The following is a 17,196-nucleotide window of genomic DNA, read 5'->3' on the forward strand; positions in this document are numbered from 1 at the left end:
GGCCTCCCCGCCCCTCACGCCGGGTCCGCTGAGCGCAGCGCACACCGGGCCCGGCGTACGTGCGCGCTAGGGTCGGGGCCATGGCCGACACCTCGCTTGACCTCACGCTGGACGCCGCCGAGCTCACCGCGCAACTCGTGGACTTCCCCTCCGAGAGCGGCGCCGAGAAGCCCCTCGCGGACGCGATCGAGACCGCCCTGCGCGCCCTGCCGCACCTCACCGTCGACCGGTACGGCAACAACGTGATCGCCCGGACGAACCTGGGCCGCGCGGAGCGGGTCATCCTGGCCGGCCACATCGACACCGTGCCCATCGCGGACAACGTGCCGTCCCGGCTGGACGAGGACGGCGTGCTCTGGGGCTGCGGCACCTGCGACATGAAGTCCGGCGTGGCGGTGCAGCTGCGCATCGCGGCCACGGTCCCCGCCCCCAACCGCGACCTGACCTTCGTGTTCTACGACAACGAGGAGGTCGCCGCCGAGCGCAACGGCCTGGGGCACGTCGTCGAGGCCCACCCGGACTGGCTGCGGGGCGACTTCGCGGTCCTGCTGGAGCCCTCCGACGGCCAGGTCGAGGGCGGCTGCCAGGGCACGCTGCGGGTCCTGCTGAAGACCACCGGCGAGCGGGCCCACTCGGCGCGCAGCTGGATGGGCTCCAACGCCATCCACGCGGCGGCCCCCATCCTGGCCAGGCTGGCCTCCTACCAGCCCCGCTACCCGGTCATCGACGGACTGGAGTACCGCGAGGGCCTGAACGCGGTCCGTGTCACCGGCGGAGTCGCCGGCAACGTCATCCCGGACGAGTGCGTGGTGAGCGTCAACTTCCGTTACGCCCCCGACCGCACCGAGGAGGAGGCGATCGCGCACGTCCGCGAGGTGTTCGCGGACTGCGGCGTGTCCGAGTTCGTCGTCGACGACCACAGCCCCGGCGCGCTGCCCGGCCTCTCCCACCCGGCCGCGGCCGCCTTCATCGAGGCGGTGGGCGGCACCCCGCAGCCCAAGTACGGCTGGACGGACGTCTCCCGTTTCTCGGCGCTCGGCGTTCCGGCCGTCAACTACGGTCCCGGCAACCCCCACTTGGCGCACAAGCGCGACGAGCGGGTCGAGGTGGCCAAGATCCTGGCGGGCGAGGAGCGGCTGCGCACCTGGCTCACGGCATAAAGGTTCCCGTACGCCGCTTCACGGCGGACACGCATACGTCCCCCCTCCGTAACCCGCGTCGATCTAGTCTGAGATCGAACTACCGGCAAGCGGAGGGAGCGCACATGGCTACCGGAAACCCCGAGGGGAAGAAGCAGCCTCCGGACGAGCAACGGCTCGGCCCGGTCCTCCGACGGCGCAGTCAGGTCACGGCCAGTACCACCGACCAGCGGCTGCTGGACGCGGGCGGGCCCTCCGACTGGGTCCACACCGACCCGTGGCGGGTCCTGCGGATCCAGTCGGAGTTCATCGAGGGCTTCGGCACGCTGGCCGAACTTCCCCCCGCCATCAGCGTGTTCGGCTCCGCACGGACGCCGGTGGACTCGTCCGAGTACGACGCCGGGGTGCGGCTGGGCCGAGGACTGGTCGAGGCCGGCTGGGCCGTGATCACGGGCGGCGGCCCCGGGGCGATGGAGGCGGCCAACAAGGGGGCGCTGGAGGCGGGTGGCATCTCGGTGGGCCTCGGCATCGAGCTGCCCTTCGAGCAGGGGCTCAACCCCTACGTCGACATCGGCCTCAACTTCCGGTACTTCTTCGTCCGCAAGATGATGTTCGTCAAGTACGCGCAGGGTTTTGTCGTCCTCCCGGGCGGCCTCGGCACCCTCGACGAACTCTTCGAGGCCCTCACCCTCGTCCAGACCCAGAAGGTCACCCGCTTCCCGATCGTCCTCTTCGGCAGCGAGTACTGGGGCGGCCTGGTGGACTGGCTGCAGAACACCCTGGTGGCCCAGGGCAAGGCCGCCGAGAAGGACCTGCTGCTGTTCCACGTGACCGACGAGGTCGACGAAGCGGTGGCCCTGGTCTCGAAGGAAGCAGCCCGCTGACCCCCCCACCCCGGGGGCACCGCCCCCGGGGTCAGGCCAGGCCTCGTCTGGCGACCGCGGGGGCCCGGTGGCCCGCGATCGACGCCACCATGTCCAGCACCTGGCGGGTCTCGGCCACCTCGTGGACGCGGTACACCTGCGCCCCGAGCCACGCCGAGACCGCCGTGGTCGCCAGCGTCCCGATCAGCCGCCCCTTCACCGGGCGGTCCAAGGTCTCGCCCACGAAGTCCTTGTTGGACAGGGACACCAGCACCGGCCACCCCGTGGCGACCATCTCGTCCAGCCGCCGCGTCGCCTCGAGGCTGTGCCGCGTGTTCTTCCCGAAGTCGTGCCCCGGATCGATCAGCACCGACTCCCGGGGCACCCCGAGCGAGACGGCCCGCTCGGCCAGCCCCACGGTCACCTTCAGGATGTCGTCCATGACGTCGTCGTACGTCACCCGATGCGGCCGGGTCCGCGGCTCGACCCCGCCCGCGTGCGTGCACACCAGTCCCGCCCCGTACCGCGCGGCAACCTCCGCGAGGCCCGGATCGACCCCGCCCCAGGCGTCGTTCAGCAGGTCCGCCCCCGCCTCGCACACGGCCTCGCCGACCTCGGCCCGCCAGGTGTCCACACTGATGATCACGTCCGGGAAGCGACGCCGTACCTCGGCGACGAACCCGACGGTGCGCCGCGCCTCCTCCTCGGCCGTGACCTCCTCGCCCGGCCCCGCCTTGACACCGCCGATGTCGATGATCGCGGCACCCTCGGTCACCGCCTGCTCCACCCGGGCGAGCGCCGGCTCGTCGCGGAACGTCGCCCCCTGGTCGTAGAAGGAGTCCGGCGTCCGGTTCACGATCGCCATGATCACCGGCTCGTGGGGCCCGAATTCCCGCCTGCCCAGCCTGAGCATCCGCTGTGACCTCTCCTAGTACGTCCCGCAGTACGGCCGCCTGCGACCCTAACTGTCAGACTCGCATGGCACGATCGGAGCCTGACAGATTCAGCTTCCGGCACAGCGTCGGGCGCAAGGAGCGTGGGGACCTCAGCGATGGTTATGTTCTTGTTCCTGGTCGTCGCCCTCGCCGTCGTGGTGGCCGCGGTGACACTCGCCGTGGTGAGCGGCGGTGAGAGCGCACCGCTGCCGGAGGCCGCCCCGGAGCGGCTGCAGGACCCGCTGCCCGCGGACCGCCCGGTCGGCAGCGCGGACATCGAGAGCGTGCGCTTCCCGCTCGTCCCGCGCGGCTACCGCATGGCGGACGTCGACGACGTCCTCGCCCGCGTCGCCGCCGAACTCGCCGAGCGGGACGCCCGCATCGCCGACCTGGAGTCCGCGCTGGCCGGCGCCAGAGCGGCCGCCGCGCACGCCCGCCTGGAGCGGCCGGGCCACGGGGAGCAGCGATGAGCGACGGGGCCGCCCTCGCCGGGCCCGACGGGGCGCTGCGCTGCCCGTGGGCCCTGTCCACCGAGGACTACGTGTCGTACCACGACGAGGAGTGGGGCCGCCCGGTCCACGGCGACGACGCCCTCTTCGAGCGGATCAGCCTGGAGGCCTTCCAGTCGGGTCTGTCCTGGATCACGATCCTGCGCCGCCGCCCTGGCTTCCGTACGGCCTTCGCGGGCTTCCGGATCGAGAAGGTCGCCGCGTTCACGGACGAGGACCGCGAGCGGCTGCTGGCCGACCCGGGCATCATCCGCAACCGCGCCAAGATCGACGCGACGGTCGCCAACGCACGTGTGCTCGCGGACTGGGCGGAGGGCGAGCTGGACGAGTTCATCTGGTCCCACGCCCCCGACCCGGCCGCCCGCCCGGCCCCGAAGACCCTCGCCGACGTCCCCGCGGTCACCCCGGAGTCCACGGCCCTGTCGAAGGCGCTGAAGAAACGCGGCCTCAGATTCGTCGGCCCGACGACGGCGTACGCCCTGATGCAGGCGTGCGGGCTGGTGAACGACCACCTGGAGACGTGCGTGTCCAGAAGCGCCCCGTGAGGGGCGCGGGCCCGTATCGACGTACGGCTCGGCCGCGCGGGCGCGACCAGCCACAACGGACCCGCAGCTCCCCGCGGCGCGCTACCGCCCCAAGTACTTCGGCTTCTCCTTGTTCACGAACGCCTGCACGGCGATCGTGTGATCCTCGGACTGCCCCGCCCGCGTCTGCAGCTCGTCCTCCTTGTCCAGGGTCTCGGCGAGTGAGTGCGTCATGCCGTAGGCCACCGCCTCCTTGATCGCCGCGTAGGCCACGGTCGGGCCCTCGGCCAGGGCCCGGGCCACCTTCTCGCCCTCGGCCCGCAGCTCGGCGGCCGGCACCAGGCGGTTGGCGATGCCCAGCTCCAGCGCGTCCTGGGCGCTGATGCTGCGCGGGAAGAGCAGCAGGTCGGCGGCGCGGCCCGGGCCGACCACCCGCGGCAGCGTCCAGGAGATGCCGGAGTCCGCGGTCAGCGCGACACCCGCGAAGGAGGTGTTGAACGCCGCCGTCTCGGCCACCACCCGGTAGTCCGCGGCGAGTGCGAAGCCGAAGCCCGCCCCGGCCGCGACCCCGTTCACCGCGGCGACGACCGGCTTCGGCGCACCGGTCAGCGCCTTCACGATCGGGTTGTAGTGCTCCTTGACGGTGCTCATCGTCTGCCCGGACCCCGTCTCACGGTCCGCGGCCAGCAGCCCGATGTGCTCTTTCAGATCCTGGCCCACGCAGAACGCCCGGTCGCCGGCCGCGGTCAGCAGGATCGCCCGTACGGCGGTGTCCCCTGCCGCGGATTCCGCCGCCTCCCGCAGGGCGACCTTCGTCGCGATGTTCAGCGCGTTCATCGCCTCGGGGCGGTTGAGCGTGATCGTCGCGAGTCCGTCGTTCACCTCGTAGAGCACGGTGTCGGCCATGGCGCATCCCCTCGGTGTCGTCGCTGGTGACGTACCGCTCAGTACGTCCCTGTCCGAAGGACAGCATGGCGGAGATCGCATTCCAAGGGCCGGACCGGACGTGTGACCTGCGTCAAAGAAAACCGGAGTGGACTCGTGCGGAGGGCGTCCGCGAGGTGGAGCAGTATCGCAGCCACATCGCCGAATTGAGTGGTTTTGCTCGCGCGCGTTGCCCAAGCGATGCCGACTGATGTTGGTCATCGGGTCCTGAGATGCGGGATAATGGCTTGGAAGCAATGTGTTCGATGCCGTTGTCGCGCGTCCGCTCGGGACCGCGCGTGCCCTCCCGGGGCCGTCGGCAGACGATGAGCTGGTTTCAGGAAGGGGAACGAGCATGGCGGCCATGAAGCCGCGGACGGGCGATGGCCCGCTCGAGGTGACCAAGGAGGGGCGGGGCATCGTCATGCGCGTTCCGCTCGAAGGCGGCGGTCGACTCGTCGTCGAGCTGACCCCTGACGAGGCCGAGGCGCTCGGCGACGCCCTCAAGAAGGTCGTCGTCTGACGCGCCCGAGATCCGGTCCTACCGGCTGCCCCGGCACCGTTTGCGGTGCCGGGGCAGCCGCGTTCCCGGATCCTCGCGTCCCGCCCGTCACCGCTTGACGGCGCACAGCAGGCCGTCGCCCACCGGCAGCAGGGACGTCACCAGCTCCTGGCTCTCCCGCACCGTGCGCAGCAGCTCGCGCAGCCGCAGCACCTCCGTGGGCTGCGGTCCCGAGTCGACCGTACGGCCGTTGGCGAATATGCCCTCGAAGACGACCAGGCCGCCCGGACGCAGCAGACGCAACGATTCAGCGAGGTAGTCCGAGTACTCCAGCCGGTCCCCGTCGCAGAACACGAGGTCGTAGCCGGCGTCCGCGAGCCGGGGCAGCACGTCCAGGGCCCGGCCGGGTATGAACCGGGCCCGGTTGCTGGCGAAGCCGCAGGCGCGGAAGGCCTGCCGGGCGAACTGCTGGTGCTCCGGCTCCGGGTCGACCGTGGTGAGCACCCCGTCGGAGCGCATGCCGTGCAGAAGATGGATCCCGGAGACCCCGCAGCCGGTGCCGATCTCCGCGACCGCCTTCGCGTCCACGGAGGCGGCGAGCATGCCCAACGCGGCGCCCGTGCCGGGCGACACCGAGCGCAGCCCTGCCTCCCGGGCCCGGTCCCGGGCCCAGCGCAGCGCTTCGTCCTCGGCGACAAAGGCGTCGGCGAACGCCCAGCTCGTCTGCCGGTTGCCGGTAATGACCCTCTCCTGTCCCCGTGGTTGCCTCGGCGTGACTGTATCCGTTGGTGCCGGGAACCCGCAGATGGGACTGGGCGTTTAAAGGGTTGAGCCGGTGGCCCGGGACGCGACGGGGGGTAAGAGGTGGATCAGGACGCCGAGCACATGCTGACGCAGCCGTATGAGCCGTATCAGCACGTATCAAATTCTCGTAAAACCGCTTATCCGGAGCTAACGGGCGAGGTGGCTATGGTAGGGGCTCCAGTGGACACCACCAGAGCCGACAGGGGAGGTGCGGCTGCGCCCGGGGACCGGGGAGGAGTGCTGCGGCGCTTTCTCGGGTCGGCGGGCAGGCCGAAATCCGTGACCGACACCGCTGCTGACCACAGCCGCACCGCCGGCTTCGCCGCGGGCGAGACCCAGACCGCGACCTTCTCCACCGACGCGGACGGGCAGGCATGGACTCCGCCCACGTGGGAGGAGATCGTCAGCACGCACAGCGGCCGGGTCTACCGACTGGCCTACCGCCTCACGGGCAACCAGCACGACGCCGAGGACCTCACCCAGGAGGTCTTCGTCCGGGTCTTCCGCTCGCTGTCGACGTACTCGCCGGGCACCTTCGAGGGCTGGCTGCACCGCATCACGACCAACCTCTTCCTGGACATGGTCCGGCGCAAGCAGCGCATCCGCTTCGACGCCCTCGGCGAGGACGCGGCCGAGCGCCTGCCCAGCCGCGAGCCCACCCCGCAGCAGGTCTTCAACGACGCCCACTTCGACGCGGACGTCCAGCAGGCCCTGGACACCCTCGCGCCCGAGTTCCGCGCAGCGGTCGTCCTGTGCGACATCGAAGGGCTGTCCTACGAGGAGATCGCCGCGACCCTCGGCGTGAAGCTCGGCACGGTCCGCTCCCGCATCCACCGCGGCCGCTCCCAGCTCCGCAAGGCCCTCGCCCACCGTTCACCCGAGGCCCGGAAGGCCGAGCGGCGTTCCTTCGTCGCCCGTGTCCCCGCTCTGGGGGGAGGGGGCGCGACCGCGTGAGTGGATCCCGACCGAAACCTGCTCCGGCGCACTTCGCCGAGCAGCACCTGGGAGACCGACTCTCCGCCCTGGTGGACGGAGAGCTCGGCCATGAGTCGCGTGAGCGCGTCCTCGCCCACCTGGCCACCTGCGCCCGGTGCAAGGCGGAGGCGGACGCCCAGCGACGCCTGAAGAGCGTCTTCGCACAGGCGGCCCCGCCGCCGCCCTCCGAGAGCTTCCTGGCCCGCCTCCAGGGCCTTCCCGGGGGCGGTGACACCGACGGGGACGGCACGTCGGCGCCCGACGGCGGCCTGTTCGGGCCCGGCCCCGGGGCCGGCGTCTTCGGCATGGGGCGCGGTGAGCGCTTCGAGTTCGGCTACGTCCCCGCCTCGCCCGCCCATTCCGTCGCCCCCGAGGACCGCGGCTTCCGCATCCACCCCGTCGGCCGCCCGGACGCCGACCGCTCCGCCTCGCGCGGGCTGCGGTTCGCGTTCGCCGCCGCCGGCGCGGTGTCGCTGGCCGCGCTCGCCCTCGGCGGCGTGACCACCGCCATCCCCGGCGACATGGCCGCGGACGCCCGCGGCGGCTCCGGCAGCGGCAATGTGTCCCCGTCGCGTTCGGCCGGCACGGGCGCGGGCGCGGCGACGCCCGACTCCCAGCGCCGTCGCGGGGTGGGACCGCTGCTCGCCCAGGGCAGCAGCCTGCTCGGCCAGACCTCGGTGGCGCCGACCTCCATGTCCGCGCCGCTGGTGCCCGGAGTGCCCGCCCCGGCCACGGGACAGGTCCAGGACGCCGTGCACGACCTGACCGCCCCGGTGATGGCGGGCGCGGCCGCGGTCTCCCCGCTGATACGCCCGCTGAGCGAGATCCCCCCGTTCTCGCTGACCTCCGGGTCCGCCTCGCCCCGGGCGACCGGCCCCGGCCCGCTGTCCGCCCCCGTCCCCGACACCGCCTCCGCTCCCTCCACCTCCCCTTCCCGTCAGGCGCCCTGACCTGCCTCCTCGCCATGGCCGTCGAACCTGGTTGAATCCTGTGAAGCCGTGCCCGCGGCGCTGACCCGGGCACGGATTCGACGTACCGCGGCCACCGCCGATGCGCGCGGCCGCGGCCAGCCGTGGGGAGAGCATGAACGAGGGGAACCCGACGTCCGTCCCGCCCGGTGAGCAGGGGGAACGCGGGGAACAGACGTCGGCGGGGGCATCACCGGCGAGGCCCGCCGACGGCGACTTCGAACTGGCGAAGCCTGCGGTGGCCGCACCGGGCGGCACGGGGACGGGCGGGGCCGTGAGCGGCGAGACCGAGCCTGTTGCTGTTGAGCCGGTGGCCGCCGAGCAGTTGGCTGCGGAGTCGGCGGCAGATGCGGCAGAGCCGGTGGCGGCGGAGTCGGCCGAGGCGGGCTCCGCCGTCGTACCGCCTGCCGGGCGTCCCAGGCCCCTGCACGACCCCGACCCCTACAGCACCCCGCCCTACGGCGAGCCGGGCCCCTGGGCACCCGCACCACCGGTCCAGCACCCGGCGGCGACAGCGGCGCAGGTCCCCGCCACTGGACAGGCGCAGCCCGCCTCGCAGGCCCCGGCCGCTCCACAGGCGCAGGCATCTCCGCAAGTACCCGTTGCCCCGCAGGTCCCTGACGCCGCTGCGCAAGCGCACGCCGCCGCCCCTGGGGAGCCCCGGCCTTCACAGGTTCCGGCGCAGGCGGTGTCGCCCGCGCCGGGGCACACGGCTGCGGTCCCGCCCGCCCCCGCGGGCCCGGATGCGCCCCCGCCGGTGGATGCCTCGGTGTCCGCGCCGGGCGCGCCGCCGGTGCGTGCGCCGGGGGACCTGTCCGACCCCGGCGCCGTGCCCGCAGCCTCGCTCGATGCCGGGGCCTCGGTTCCGCCGGAGCCGGCCGACGCCGGCCCCTGGCAGCGCTACGACCCCTGGGCCGTGCCTGCGGCCGGGCAGCAGTCCGTCGTGCACGGACCGCTGCAGCAGACCGGTGAAGCGGTGCTCACCAAGGAGCAGCGGCGCAAGCGGGACAGGCGGATCTTCCTCGGCTGGACGCTGCTGGTCGCCGTCGTCTCCAGCGGCATCGGCGGGATCGCCGGCGCCTACGTCGAGCGCGAGGGCGTGGGCGGCATACATCTGCCGCAGGCCGGACAGGTGCCCGCCGGACGGGCGCCGGACAGTGTCGCCGGGATCGCCGCCCGGGCACTGCCCAGCGTCGTCACCCTGCACGTACGCGGGGCCGACGAGGCGGGCACCGGCACCGGCTTCGTGCTCGACGCCCGCGGCCACATCCTCACCAACAACCATGTCGTCCAGCCCGCCTCGTCCGGCGGCGAGATATCGGTGACGTTCAGCAGCGGCGCCACCGCCAAGGGGAAGGTCGTGGGCCGCGACAGCGGATACGACCTGGCCGTCGTCAAGGTCAGCGGCGTCCACGGGCTCACCCCCATGCCCCTCGGCAACTCGGACAACGTGCAGGTCGGCGACCCGGTCGTCGCCATCGGAGCGCCCTTCGACCTGGCCAACACGGTCACCTCCGGCATCATCAGCGCGAAGGAACGGCCCATCACGGCCGGCGGGGAGAAGGGCGACGGCAGCGACGTGTCGTACGTCGACGCGCTGCAGACCGACGCCCCCATCAACCCGGGCAACTCCGGCGGTCCCCTCCTCGACTCCCGGGCCCGGGTCATCGGCATCAACTCCGCCATCCGCTCCGCCGACGACGGCACCGACTCCGGGACCGGACAGGCCGGCTCGATCGGCCTCGGCTTCGCCATCCCCGTCAACCAGGCCCGGCGGGTCGCCGAGGAACTGATCAACGACGGCCATGCCACGCACCCCGTCATCGGCGTCACCCTCGACATGGGCTACACCGGCGACGGAGCCCGGATCGACACCAAGGCCCGGGACGGCGGCCCCGCCGTCGCCGAGGGCGGTCCCGGCGACCGGGCGGGCCTGCGCGCGGGCGACGTCATCACCGAGGTCGACGGAGAACGCGTCCACTCGGGCGAGGAACTGATCGTCAAGATCCGGGCCCACCGGCCCGGCGACGGGTTGCGCCTGACGGTCGAACACGGTGGCAGAAGGGAAGTCTCACTCGTGCTGGGCGCTTCGGACCAGAACTGACAGAAGTCTCACCTCGGGACGGTACCGGTCTGACAGCTGCGCCGGGTACCGTTGAGTGACCGAGAACATCGCAATGGGAGCGTCAGGTGTTCAATGACATAGGACCACTCGAGCTGGTGACGATCATCGCGCTCGCTGTGCTCGTCTTCGGTCCCGACAAGCTCCCGAAGGTCATCCAGGACGTGATGCGCACGGTCCGGAAGATCCGCGAGTTCTCGGAGAGCGCGAAGCAGGACATCCGCGAGGAACTCGGACCGGAGTTCAAGGACTTCGAGTTCGAGGACCTCAACCCCAAGACGTTCATCCGCAAGCAGCTGGACAACGACGACCTGGGGCTGAAGGAGATCCGCAACGGCTTCGACCTGAAGAAGGAGATGGCCGAGGTCACGGACGCCGTCCACAGCCGCGAGAGCGAGGGCCCGTCCTCGTCGCCCTCTTCCGCCCCCGGCGGGCGCATCGACATGACCAAGAAGCCCGAGGACACCGACAAGGACGACCGTCCGCCGTTCGACGCGGACGCCACCTGACCGGACCCGACACGCGCGACGAGCGGCGGACGTGACGCGTTTCATAGCGCGCACCCGCCGCTCACGGCGTGAACAGGCCCTCTGCGCGACCCACGCGCCGGGCGCTTTCCGTGCTGCCCTCAGCGGTGTGGATATGCTGCCGAGTTGTTGTGCGGACCGGACAGTACGCCCGAAGGGGGGCGGGCCACCCCGGTCCGACGAGAGCGAGGAGGCGTCCGGGAGATGGAGACGACGAGTCGGGTGGGCGCGCAGGCGCCGGCCGCGGAGGGCGGACAGCAGCTCCCCTTCGCCCGGCGTGCGGTCGACGGCTACCTGCAGGCGCCCTTCCCGTGGTACGGCCTCGACGAGGCGTTCACGGGGCCCCGCTGGCTGATGCAGGTCGGCACGGCGGCCGACGGTGCCGTCGAACACGGGTCGATCGGGCACGGTGACGAGCCCTCCGTGCGGAACGAGCACGTTGCCGCGTCCGCGGACGAGCCCCGGGAGAAGTTCGCGGTCGTGGTCACCGTGGCGGCGAACCCGTCCCGGCGGAGCGCCGACGGCACGGGCCTGCTGGAGGCGACCTCGGTCTCCTCCGCGGCCTGGCTGGCGGGGGTGGGGTTGCTGTCGTTCACCTGGCCCGGCCAGATGGACCACAGCCTGCGGGACGACTGGCTGGACCAGCAGACGGAAACCGCGTGGGCCCTGGCCGACGACCTCGACGGACCCGAATGGTCCACCCTGTCCCTTCCGGTGGACGGGGTGCCCACGCCCTTCCACTACCGGGAGTCCGAGTTCGGCTGGGTCCTCGCGGGCTCCACGCACGAGGGCGTGCACGTGGGCGCGTACGGCAGAGGAATGAGCGCCTACGGTCTCGGCTTCGCCATGATCAAGGACATCTCGACGTACGCCTAGCGCGAGCAGGTAGCAAGGCTCTACGACGAAGGGGGCGCCGTCCGTTGCGGACGGCGCCCCCTTCGCCGTAGCGGCCCTGGAGCGGCCCGGGGCTGCCCTGGAAGCGCCGGGTGCCAGAACTGCTTGTTGAACGAATTGCGGGCGATTGCCGCACCAGCCGGAGACCAGCAGAGCAGCGGCACGGAAACAACCGGAACACCCGCGCTCGTAGGGCACCCCCGGCGATGGCAATGTAGAAGATGTGAAGGCTGGAGACGTCTCGGCCGGTCTACGGCAGGTGCGACGGTCAAGCCGTGTGTTGCTGCTCGCTCCAATCGTCCTCATCGCAGTGATCACGGCAGCCGACCAGCTGTCCCCGGAGGACATCCATCTCGGCTCGCTGCTCGTGATCGCTCCTGCCATCACCGCCACGTTCGCCCGCGCATCGCTCACAGGCCTGATCGGCTTCCTGTCTGAAGGGGCAGAGGTGGACATCGGCTGGCACTTCGGCGTGCTCTTCTCCCGCAGCGTGCTGGTCCAGGTCCTCGCCCTAGCGGTGATCACAGGCCTGTGCATGTGTCTCTGCGTGATGCGCGAACGCCGCCAACGCCAACTGGCGCAGGTGCGGTCGGTCGCCGAGGCCGCGCAGCACGGCCTGCTGTGGCCGCTGCCGGAGCGTATAGGCACCGTGCAAATCGCCAGCCTGTACATGGCTGCCGAGGACGAGGCACAAATCGGCGGTGATCTGTACGCGGCCACCCGCGTCACCGGCGGTGTGCGCATCATGATCGGAGACGTCCGAGGCAAGGGGCTGTCCGCCATCGGCGAAGCCGCACTCCTCCTCGGGGCCTTCCGCGAGGCCGCCCACCGCCACGCCGCTCTTCCCGACCTGGCCGCCACCCTGGAGCACAGCGTGACCCGCTACCTGGCCGACTTCGAGCCGAGTGCAGAGGCCGGCGAGCGCTTCGCGACCACGTTGCTGCTGGAACTCCTCGACGACGACCACGTCATCCGAATGATCAGCTGCGGACACCCTCCGCCCCTGCTGCTCAGCCCGACCAGCGCCCTCACGGTCCCCAGCCTGCACCCCGCGCCGCCACTGGGGATCACAGAAACCGGACCGGATGCATACGCCATCGACGTAGCTTCCTTCGAGCCGGGCGACACTCTCCTGCTCTACACAGACGGCGTCATCGAAGCCCGCGACCCCGACGGCCGCTTTTATCCCCTGGAGACGCGGGCCGCCCAATGGAACAAGGTTGGCCCCGAATCGCTGCTCCACCACATCCAACGCGATCTTCTCGCCCACACCCGCGGATGCCTCAGCGATGACGCCGCTCTCGTCGCCCTTCACCGCCACCCCGACAACCACGGACACCGCCACCACGGCCGCGTCATCCACGCAAGCGGCTTCGGACACGAGGCTGACCAACGTCGACGGCTCCGCCGCTGGTCAGAAGGCTGACCAATGACGGAGCCGCAGACCGCAGGCTTGCGGTTTCAGAACTTGTTCTTGGGGGTGATCCCCAGCGACAGGCCCGACAGCCCTCGCTGGCGGCCGCCCAGCTTGCCCGCGATCGCGCGCAGGGCCGAGCCCGCCGGGGACTCCGGGTCCGTCAGGACGACCGGCTTGCCCTCGTCGCCGCCCTCGCGGAGGCGGACGTCGATGGGGATGCTGCCGAGGACGGGGACCGTCGCGCCCGTGGTGCGGGTCAGGCCGTCCGCCACTGTCTGGCCGCCGCCCGTGCCGAAGACGTCGACCATCTCGCCGCAGTGCGGGCAGGGCAGGCCGGACATGTTCTCGACCACGCCGACGATCTTCTGGTGGGTCTGGACGGCGATGGCGCCGGCCCGCTCGGCCACCTCGGCCGCAGCCTGCTGAGGCGTCGTCACGACCAGGATCTCGGCGTTCGGGACGAGCTGGGCGACGGAGATCGCGATGTCGCCGGTGCCCGGCGGGAGGTCCAGGAGCAGGACGTCGAGGTCGCCCCAGTAGACGTCCGCGAGGAACTGCTGCAGCGCGCGGTGGAGCATCGGGCCGCGCCAGACGACGGGGGCGTTGCCCGGGGTGAACATGCCGATGGAGATGACCTTCACGCCGTTCGCGGACGGCGGCATGATCATGTTCTCGACCTGGGTCGGACGGCCGTCCGCGCCCAGCATGCGCGGCACCGAGTGGCCGTAGATGTCGGCGTCGACCACGCCCACCTTCAGGCCGTCGGCGGCCATCGCCGCGGCCAGGTTGACCGTCACCGAGGACTTGCCGACGCCGCCCTTGCCGGAGGCGACCGCGTAGACCCGGGTGAGGCTGCCCGGCTTGGCGAAGGGGACCTCGCGCTCGGCCTGGCCGCCGCGCAGGGCCGTCGCCAGCTCCTTGCGCTGCTCGTCGCTCATCACGTCCAGCGTGACGTCGACCCGGGTGACGCCCTCGACCCGGGAGACCGCCTCGGTCACCCGCTTGGTGATCGTGTCGCGCATGGGGCAGCCGGAGACGGTCAGGTAGACGGTCACCGCGACCGCCCCGTCCGCGCCGATCTCCACGGATTTGACCATCCCCAGTTCGGTGATGGGGCGGTTGATCTCGGGGTCGTTCACCGTCGCCAGTGCCTCGCGCACCGCGTCTTCCGTAGCCATAAGGACGATGGTACGGCGCGCCGAGGGGCCTCCGGGTAGCACTTCAGCGGTCGTCTGCGTCACGTCCCGGCGACCGTTCCGTCCGTTCCGCCGGGAATACGACATGACCGTCGTGGCGCCGTCGCTCCTCCAGCTCCTTGATCAGGTCCTGCAGCTCGGAGCGGATCCAGTCGCGGGTGGCCACCTCGCCCAGGCCCACGCGGAGCGCCGCGACCTCCCGGGTCAGGTACTCGGTGTCGGCGATGGAGCGCTCGTTCTGCTTGCGGTCCTGTTCGAGGTTGACCCGGTCGCGGTCGTCCTGTCTGTTCTGCGCGAGCAGGATCAGCGGGGCCGCGTAGGAGGCCTGCAGGGACAGCATCAGGGTCAGGAAGATGAACGGGTAGTTGTCGAAGCGCAGATTCCCCGGCGCGGCGATGTTCCACACCACCCACAGGATGATGACGACCGTCATCCAGACGATGAAGCGTCCCGTGCCGAGGAAGCGGGCGATCTTCTCCGACAGCCGCCCGAAGGCCTCCGGGTCCCACTCGGGCAGGTACCGGCGCCGGGGCGGGCGCGGCTGGTCCAGGCGGGGCGCGCGGTGCCGGGTGGCGGCCGTGGCGCCCACCGGGGTGCGCTCGCGGGTGCCCTCACGTTCAGGAGCCATGCGCGCTCGCCCCCTCACTCGCCGCCCCGTCCTCCTCGTTCAGATGGAACTCCGTCTCCCGCCAGTCCTCGGGCAGCATGTGGTCGAGCACGTCGTCCACGGTGACCGCGCCGAGCAGCGAACCGGACTCGTCCACCACGGGCGCGGCGACCATGTCGTACGTCGCGAAGAACCCGGCGATGACGGGCAGCGTGGCGTCGGGGTCCAGGGGCTGCAGATCGTCGTCGACCAGCGAGCTGACCAGGGTGTACGGGGGGTCGCGCAGCAGCCGCTGGAAGTGCACGGTCCCCAGGTACTTGCCGGTCGGCGTCTCGTCGGGCGGCCGGCAGACGTAGACCTGGGCGGCCAGGGCGGGGGAGAGGTCGGGGTTGCGGACCCGGGCGAGTGCGTCGGCGACGGTGGCGTCCGGGCGCAGCACGATCGGCTCGGTGGTCATCAGACCGCCCGCGGTGTGCTCCTCGTACGACATCAGGCGCCGCATCTCGGCCGCGTCGGCGGGCTGCATCAGGCTCAGCAGCCGCTCCTTGTCCTCCTCCGGGAGCTCGGAGAGCAGGTCGGCCGCGTCGTCGGGGTCCATGGCCTCCAGGACGTCGGCCGCGCGCTCTTCCTTCAGCTTGCCGAGGATCTCGATCTGGTCGTCCTCGGGCAGTTCCTCCAGGACGTCCGCGAGGCGGTCGTCGTCCAGGGCGGCGGCGACCTCGGCGCGCCGCTTGGCGGAGAGGTGGTGCAGGACGTTGGCCAGGTCGGCGGGGCGCAGCTGCTCGAAGGTGGCGAGCAGGCTCTCCGCGCCCTGTCCGTGCTCCTCCAGGGAGAAGCCGGTGACCGCCGACCACTCCACGGTCAGCGTTTCGCCCTTGGCCCGCCGGAAGGCACCGGCCTTCTTCCCCTTCCGGACGAAGACCCGGTCGACCTCCCAGTCCCGGCGGGCCGGCAGTTGCTGCACGGACACGTCGAGGACGGTGACCTCCTCGCCGGTCTCCACCAGCGTCACCCGCCGGTCCAGCAGCTCCCCGAAGACCAGCCGCTCGGTGGGCCGCTGCTCGAAGCGGCGGACGTTGAGCACGCCGGTGGTGATGACCTGTCCGGACTCGATGCCGGTGACCCGGGTCATCGGCAGGAAGATACGGCGCCGGGTGGACAGTTCGACGACCAGTCCGAGGACGCGCGGGGGCCGTCGCCCGACGCGCAGCATGACGACCAGTTCGCGTACGCGTCCGACCTGGTCGCCGGTCGGATCGAAGACGGGGACCCCGGCGAGGTGCGAGACGAAGATCCGGGGGGCGCCGGCTGCCATGACTGTGCTTCCTTTGCTCGCATTGCGTGGGAATTGCTGTTTTCTGCCCGCTCGCGTGCGCTTCAGGCTAGCCCGTACCGATCGGATACGCCCTGGTGGGCGGTCCGGACGGACTGGCTCCGCCGGGCGGGTGGGGCCCCGGTACGCTGCGGTACGCCGCTCAGGACCCGTCAGAAAGGCAGCGTCACCTGTGACTGCGATTCCCCAGGGCCGTACCCGCCGGGCCACGCTGGTGCGCGCTGCATGCGCACTGGCCGTGACGGGAGCGATGGTGCTGACGGGGTGCAGCAGCGAGGACCCGGACGCGGGGACCAACGGGGTCGGCAAGCTGTCCCCGGACCGGATCCAGACGAAGACCCGGGCCGCGGCGGACGCGGCGCCCGCGGTACGGCTGTCCGGGACCGTGGTCACCAGCGGCCGCACGTACCGGCTGGACATGCGGCTGAAGGCCGGCGGCGGCAGCGGCTCGGTCACGTCGCAGGGAGCGACGTTCGGCCTGCTGCGGGTCGGCGAGCAGCTGTATCTGAAGGCCGACGCGGACTTCTGGAGCCACAGCGGGGACACCGGGGCGGCCGGCAAGCTCAACGGCAAGTACGTCAAGGTGCCGCAGGGCGATCCCGCGTACAAGAAGTTCAGCGGCTTCACGGACAAGGCTGTCCTCCTCGACGGTCTGCTGACCCTGCACGGAAAGCTGGCGACGGACGGTCACCACGACCAGTCAGGCACCCCCACCATCCGCATCACCGGTGACGCCGGCTCCGGCGGCACCCTCGACGTCTCCCTCCAGGGCAAGCCGTATCCCCTTCGCCTGGTCCGCGCCGGCAGCGCAGGAACGCTCAGCTTCTCGGACTGGGGCAAGGACTTCACGGTGGCCGAGCCCGCGAAGTCGGAGACGGTCGACTACGGCAGGCAGCTGCCGACGTCGTAGCCGCTCCCGGTCGGCCGGTGCACTCGGTCCCGACGGCGATCAGTCCC

Annotated in this window: 18 protein-coding genes; 12 read left to right on the plus strand and 6 right to left on the minus strand. The window is 71.6% G+C overall.

From position 1 onward, the window contains the following. The first annotated feature begins 80 nt into the window (after positions 1 to 80). Together dapE and AC07DS_RS17980 are read left to right on the plus strand one after the other, a co-directional pair. Positions 81 to 1,160 (plus strand): succinyl-diaminopimelate desuccinylase, encoded by a 1,080-nt coding sequence (gene dapE / locus AC07DS_RS17975; protein ID WP_479146400.1) that lies wholly within the window; start codon positions 81 to 83, stop codon positions 1,158 to 1,160. 104 nt (positions 1,161 to 1,264) lie between these two features. Further along, the gene (locus tag AC07DS_RS17980; RefSeq protein ID WP_479146401.1) at positions 1,265 to 2,023 is read left to right on the plus strand and encodes an LOG family protein; all 759 of its coding nucleotides are present in this window, start codon (positions 1,265 to 1,267) and stop codon (positions 2,021 to 2,023) included. Between the two features lie 31 nt (positions 2,024 to 2,054). On the opposite strand, the gene folP is transcribed toward AC07DS_RS17980, so the two are convergent. Next, positions 2,055 to 2,915, minus strand: coding sequence for a dihydropteroate synthase (gene folP / locus AC07DS_RS17985; protein WP_479146402.1), 861 nt, complete (start codon positions 2,913 to 2,915; stop codon positions 2,055 to 2,057). 138 nt (positions 2,916 to 3,053) lie between these two features. Here folP and AC07DS_RS17990 point away from each other — a divergent pair, with 138 nt between their 5' ends. Together AC07DS_RS17990 and AC07DS_RS17995 are read left to right on the plus strand one after the other, a co-directional pair. Next, entirely contained in the window at positions 3,054 to 3,407 is a 354-nt protein-coding gene (locus AC07DS_RS17990) for a DivIVA domain-containing protein (RefSeq protein ID WP_479146403.1), read from the plus strand. Next, positions 3,404 to 3,991 carry a DNA-3-methyladenine glycosylase I gene (locus AC07DS_RS17995; RefSeq protein ID WP_479146404.1) on the plus strand — a complete coding sequence of 196 codons (588 nt, stop codon included), beginning with the start codon at positions 3,404 to 3,406 and terminating at the stop codon, positions 3,989 to 3,991. The genes AC07DS_RS17990 and AC07DS_RS17995 overlap by 4 nt, the downstream gene beginning before the upstream one ends. An 81-nt stretch (positions 3,992 to 4,072) precedes the next feature. On the opposite strand, the gene chcB is transcribed toward AC07DS_RS17995, so the two are convergent. After that, positions 4,073 to 4,876 carry a 2-cyclohexenylcarbonyl CoA isomerase gene (gene chcB / locus AC07DS_RS18000; protein WP_479146405.1) on the minus strand — a complete coding sequence of 268 codons (804 nt, stop codon included), beginning with the start codon at positions 4,874 to 4,876 and terminating at the stop codon, positions 4,073 to 4,075. Between the two features lie 373 nt (positions 4,877 to 5,249). Here chcB and AC07DS_RS18005 point away from each other — a divergent pair, with 373 nt between their 5' ends. Continuing rightward, positions 5,250 to 5,417, plus strand: a complete 168-nt coding sequence (locus AC07DS_RS18005; protein WP_018544333.1) for a DUF3117 domain-containing protein — start codon at positions 5,250 to 5,252, stop codon at positions 5,415 to 5,417. 87 nt (positions 5,418 to 5,504) lie between these two features. Here the strand turns inward: AC07DS_RS18005 and AC07DS_RS18010 are convergent, their stop codons facing one another. Then, complete coding sequence (locus tag AC07DS_RS18010; protein ID WP_479146703.1) at positions 5,505 to 6,203, minus strand: O-methyltransferase; 699 nt, start codon at positions 6,201 to 6,203, stop codon at positions 5,505 to 5,507. 162 nt (positions 6,204 to 6,365) lie between these two features. Between AC07DS_RS18010 and sigE the strand changes: the two genes are divergently transcribed. From sigE to AC07DS_RS18040, 6 genes are all read left to right on the plus strand, one after another. Next, positions 6,366 to 7,154 (plus strand): RNA polymerase sigma factor SigE, encoded by a 789-nt coding sequence (sigE, locus tag AC07DS_RS18015; protein ID WP_479146705.1) that lies wholly within the window; start codon positions 6,366 to 6,368, stop codon positions 7,152 to 7,154. Next, positions 7,151 to 8,125, plus strand: a complete 975-nt coding sequence (locus AC07DS_RS18020; RefSeq protein WP_479146406.1) for an anti-sigma factor family protein — start codon at positions 7,151 to 7,153, stop codon at positions 8,123 to 8,125. Before sigE ends, AC07DS_RS18020 begins: the two co-directional genes overlap by 4 nt. Before the next feature lie 133 nt (positions 8,126 to 8,258). Continuing rightward, positions 8,259 to 10,247 carry a S1C family serine protease gene (locus tag AC07DS_RS18025; protein WP_479146407.1) on the plus strand — a complete coding sequence of 663 codons (1,989 nt, stop codon included), beginning with the start codon at positions 8,259 to 8,261 and terminating at the stop codon, positions 10,245 to 10,247. Between the two features lie 86 nt (positions 10,248 to 10,333). After that, on the plus strand, positions 10,334 to 10,774 hold the full coding sequence (locus AC07DS_RS18030) for a sec-independent translocase (protein WP_479146408.1): 441 nt from the start codon (positions 10,334 to 10,336) through the stop codon (positions 10,772 to 10,774). A gap of 222 nt (positions 10,775 to 10,996) precedes the next feature. Further along, positions 10,997 to 11,668 carry a hypothetical protein gene (locus tag AC07DS_RS18035; RefSeq protein WP_479146410.1) on the plus strand — a complete coding sequence of 224 codons (672 nt, stop codon included), beginning with the start codon at positions 10,997 to 10,999 and terminating at the stop codon, positions 11,666 to 11,668. A gap of 295 nt (positions 11,669 to 11,963) precedes the next feature. Then, on the plus strand, positions 11,964 to 13,112 hold the full coding sequence (locus tag AC07DS_RS18040; RefSeq protein WP_479146411.1) for a PP2C family protein-serine/threonine phosphatase: 1,149 nt from the start codon (positions 11,964 to 11,966) through the stop codon (positions 13,110 to 13,112). 35 nt (positions 13,113 to 13,147) lie between these two features. Here the strand turns inward: AC07DS_RS18040 and AC07DS_RS18045 are convergent, their stop codons facing one another. Genes AC07DS_RS18045 through AC07DS_RS18055 form a run of 3 tightly spaced genes read right to left on the minus strand, consistent with a single transcriptional unit; the run spans position 13,148 to position 16,221 of the window. After that, complete coding sequence (locus AC07DS_RS18045) at positions 13,148 to 14,281, minus strand: Mrp/NBP35 family ATP-binding protein (RefSeq protein WP_479146412.1); 1,134 nt, start codon at positions 14,279 to 14,281, stop codon at positions 13,148 to 13,150. A gap of 43 nt (positions 14,282 to 14,324) precedes the next feature. Continuing rightward, on the minus strand, positions 14,325 to 14,927 hold the full coding sequence (locus AC07DS_RS18050) for a DUF1003 domain-containing protein (RefSeq protein ID WP_479146414.1): 603 nt from the start codon (positions 14,925 to 14,927) through the stop codon (positions 14,325 to 14,327). Further along, positions 14,917 to 16,221: a magnesium transporter MgtE N-terminal domain-containing protein gene (locus AC07DS_RS18055; protein WP_479146415.1), complete on the minus strand. Its 1,305-nt coding sequence runs from the start codon at positions 16,219 to 16,221 to the stop codon at positions 14,917 to 14,919. The genes AC07DS_RS18050 and AC07DS_RS18055 overlap by 11 nt, the downstream gene beginning before the upstream one ends. 190 nt (positions 16,222 to 16,411) lie before the next feature. Between AC07DS_RS18055 and AC07DS_RS18060 the strand changes: the two genes are divergently transcribed. Continuing rightward, positions 16,412 to 17,149: a hypothetical protein gene (locus AC07DS_RS18060; protein WP_479146417.1), complete on the plus strand. Its 738-nt coding sequence runs from the start codon at positions 16,412 to 16,414 to the stop codon at positions 17,147 to 17,149. Positions 17,150 to 17,196: the final 47 nt, after the last annotated feature.

Source organism: Streptomyces sp. NPDC044064, assembly GCF_056434245.1.

Bases quoted from the DNA above. Each gene is read 5' to 3' on its own strand.
- AC07DS_RS18050 (WP_479146414.1), bottom strand. From the start codon at position 14,927: ATGGCTCCTGAACGTGAGGGCACCCGCGAGCGCACCCCGGTGGGCGCC.
- AC07DS_RS18025 (WP_479146407.1), top strand. From the start codon at position 8,259: ATGAACGAGGGGAACCCGACGTCCGTCCCGCCCGGTGAGCAGGGGGAA.
- AC07DS_RS18055 (WP_479146415.1), bottom strand. From the start codon at position 16,221: ATGGCAGCCGGCGCCCCCCGGATCTTCGTCTCGCACCTCGCCGGGGTC.
- AC07DS_RS18035 (WP_479146410.1), top strand. From the start codon at position 10,997: ATGGAGACGACGAGTCGGGTGGGCGCGCAGGCGCCGGCCGCGGAGGGC.
- AC07DS_RS18045 (WP_479146412.1), bottom strand. From the start codon at position 14,281: ATGGCTACGGAAGACGCGGTGCGCGAGGCACTGGCGACGGTGAACGAC.
- sigE (WP_479146705.1), top strand. From the start codon at position 6,366: ATGGTAGGGGCTCCAGTGGACACCACCAGAGCCGACAGGGGAGGTGCG.
- chcB (WP_479146405.1), bottom strand. From the start codon at position 4,876: ATGGCCGACACCGTGCTCTACGAGGTGAACGACGGACTCGCGACGATC.
- dapE (WP_479146400.1), top strand. From the start codon at position 81: ATGGCCGACACCTCGCTTGACCTCACGCTGGACGCCGCCGAGCTCACC.
- AC07DS_RS17995 (WP_479146404.1), top strand. From the start codon at position 3,404: ATGAGCGACGGGGCCGCCCTCGCCGGGCCCGACGGGGCGCTGCGCTGC.
- AC07DS_RS17990 (WP_479146403.1), top strand. From the start codon at position 3,054: ATGGTTATGTTCTTGTTCCTGGTCGTCGCCCTCGCCGTCGTGGTGGCC.
- folP (WP_479146402.1), bottom strand. From the start codon at position 2,915: ATGCTCAGGCTGGGCAGGCGGGAATTCGGGCCCCACGAGCCGGTGATC.
- AC07DS_RS17980 (WP_479146401.1), top strand. From the start codon at position 1,265: ATGGCTACCGGAAACCCCGAGGGGAAGAAGCAGCCTCCGGACGAGCAA.
- AC07DS_RS18005 (WP_018544333.1), top strand. From the start codon at position 5,250: ATGGCGGCCATGAAGCCGCGGACGGGCGATGGCCCGCTCGAGGTGACC.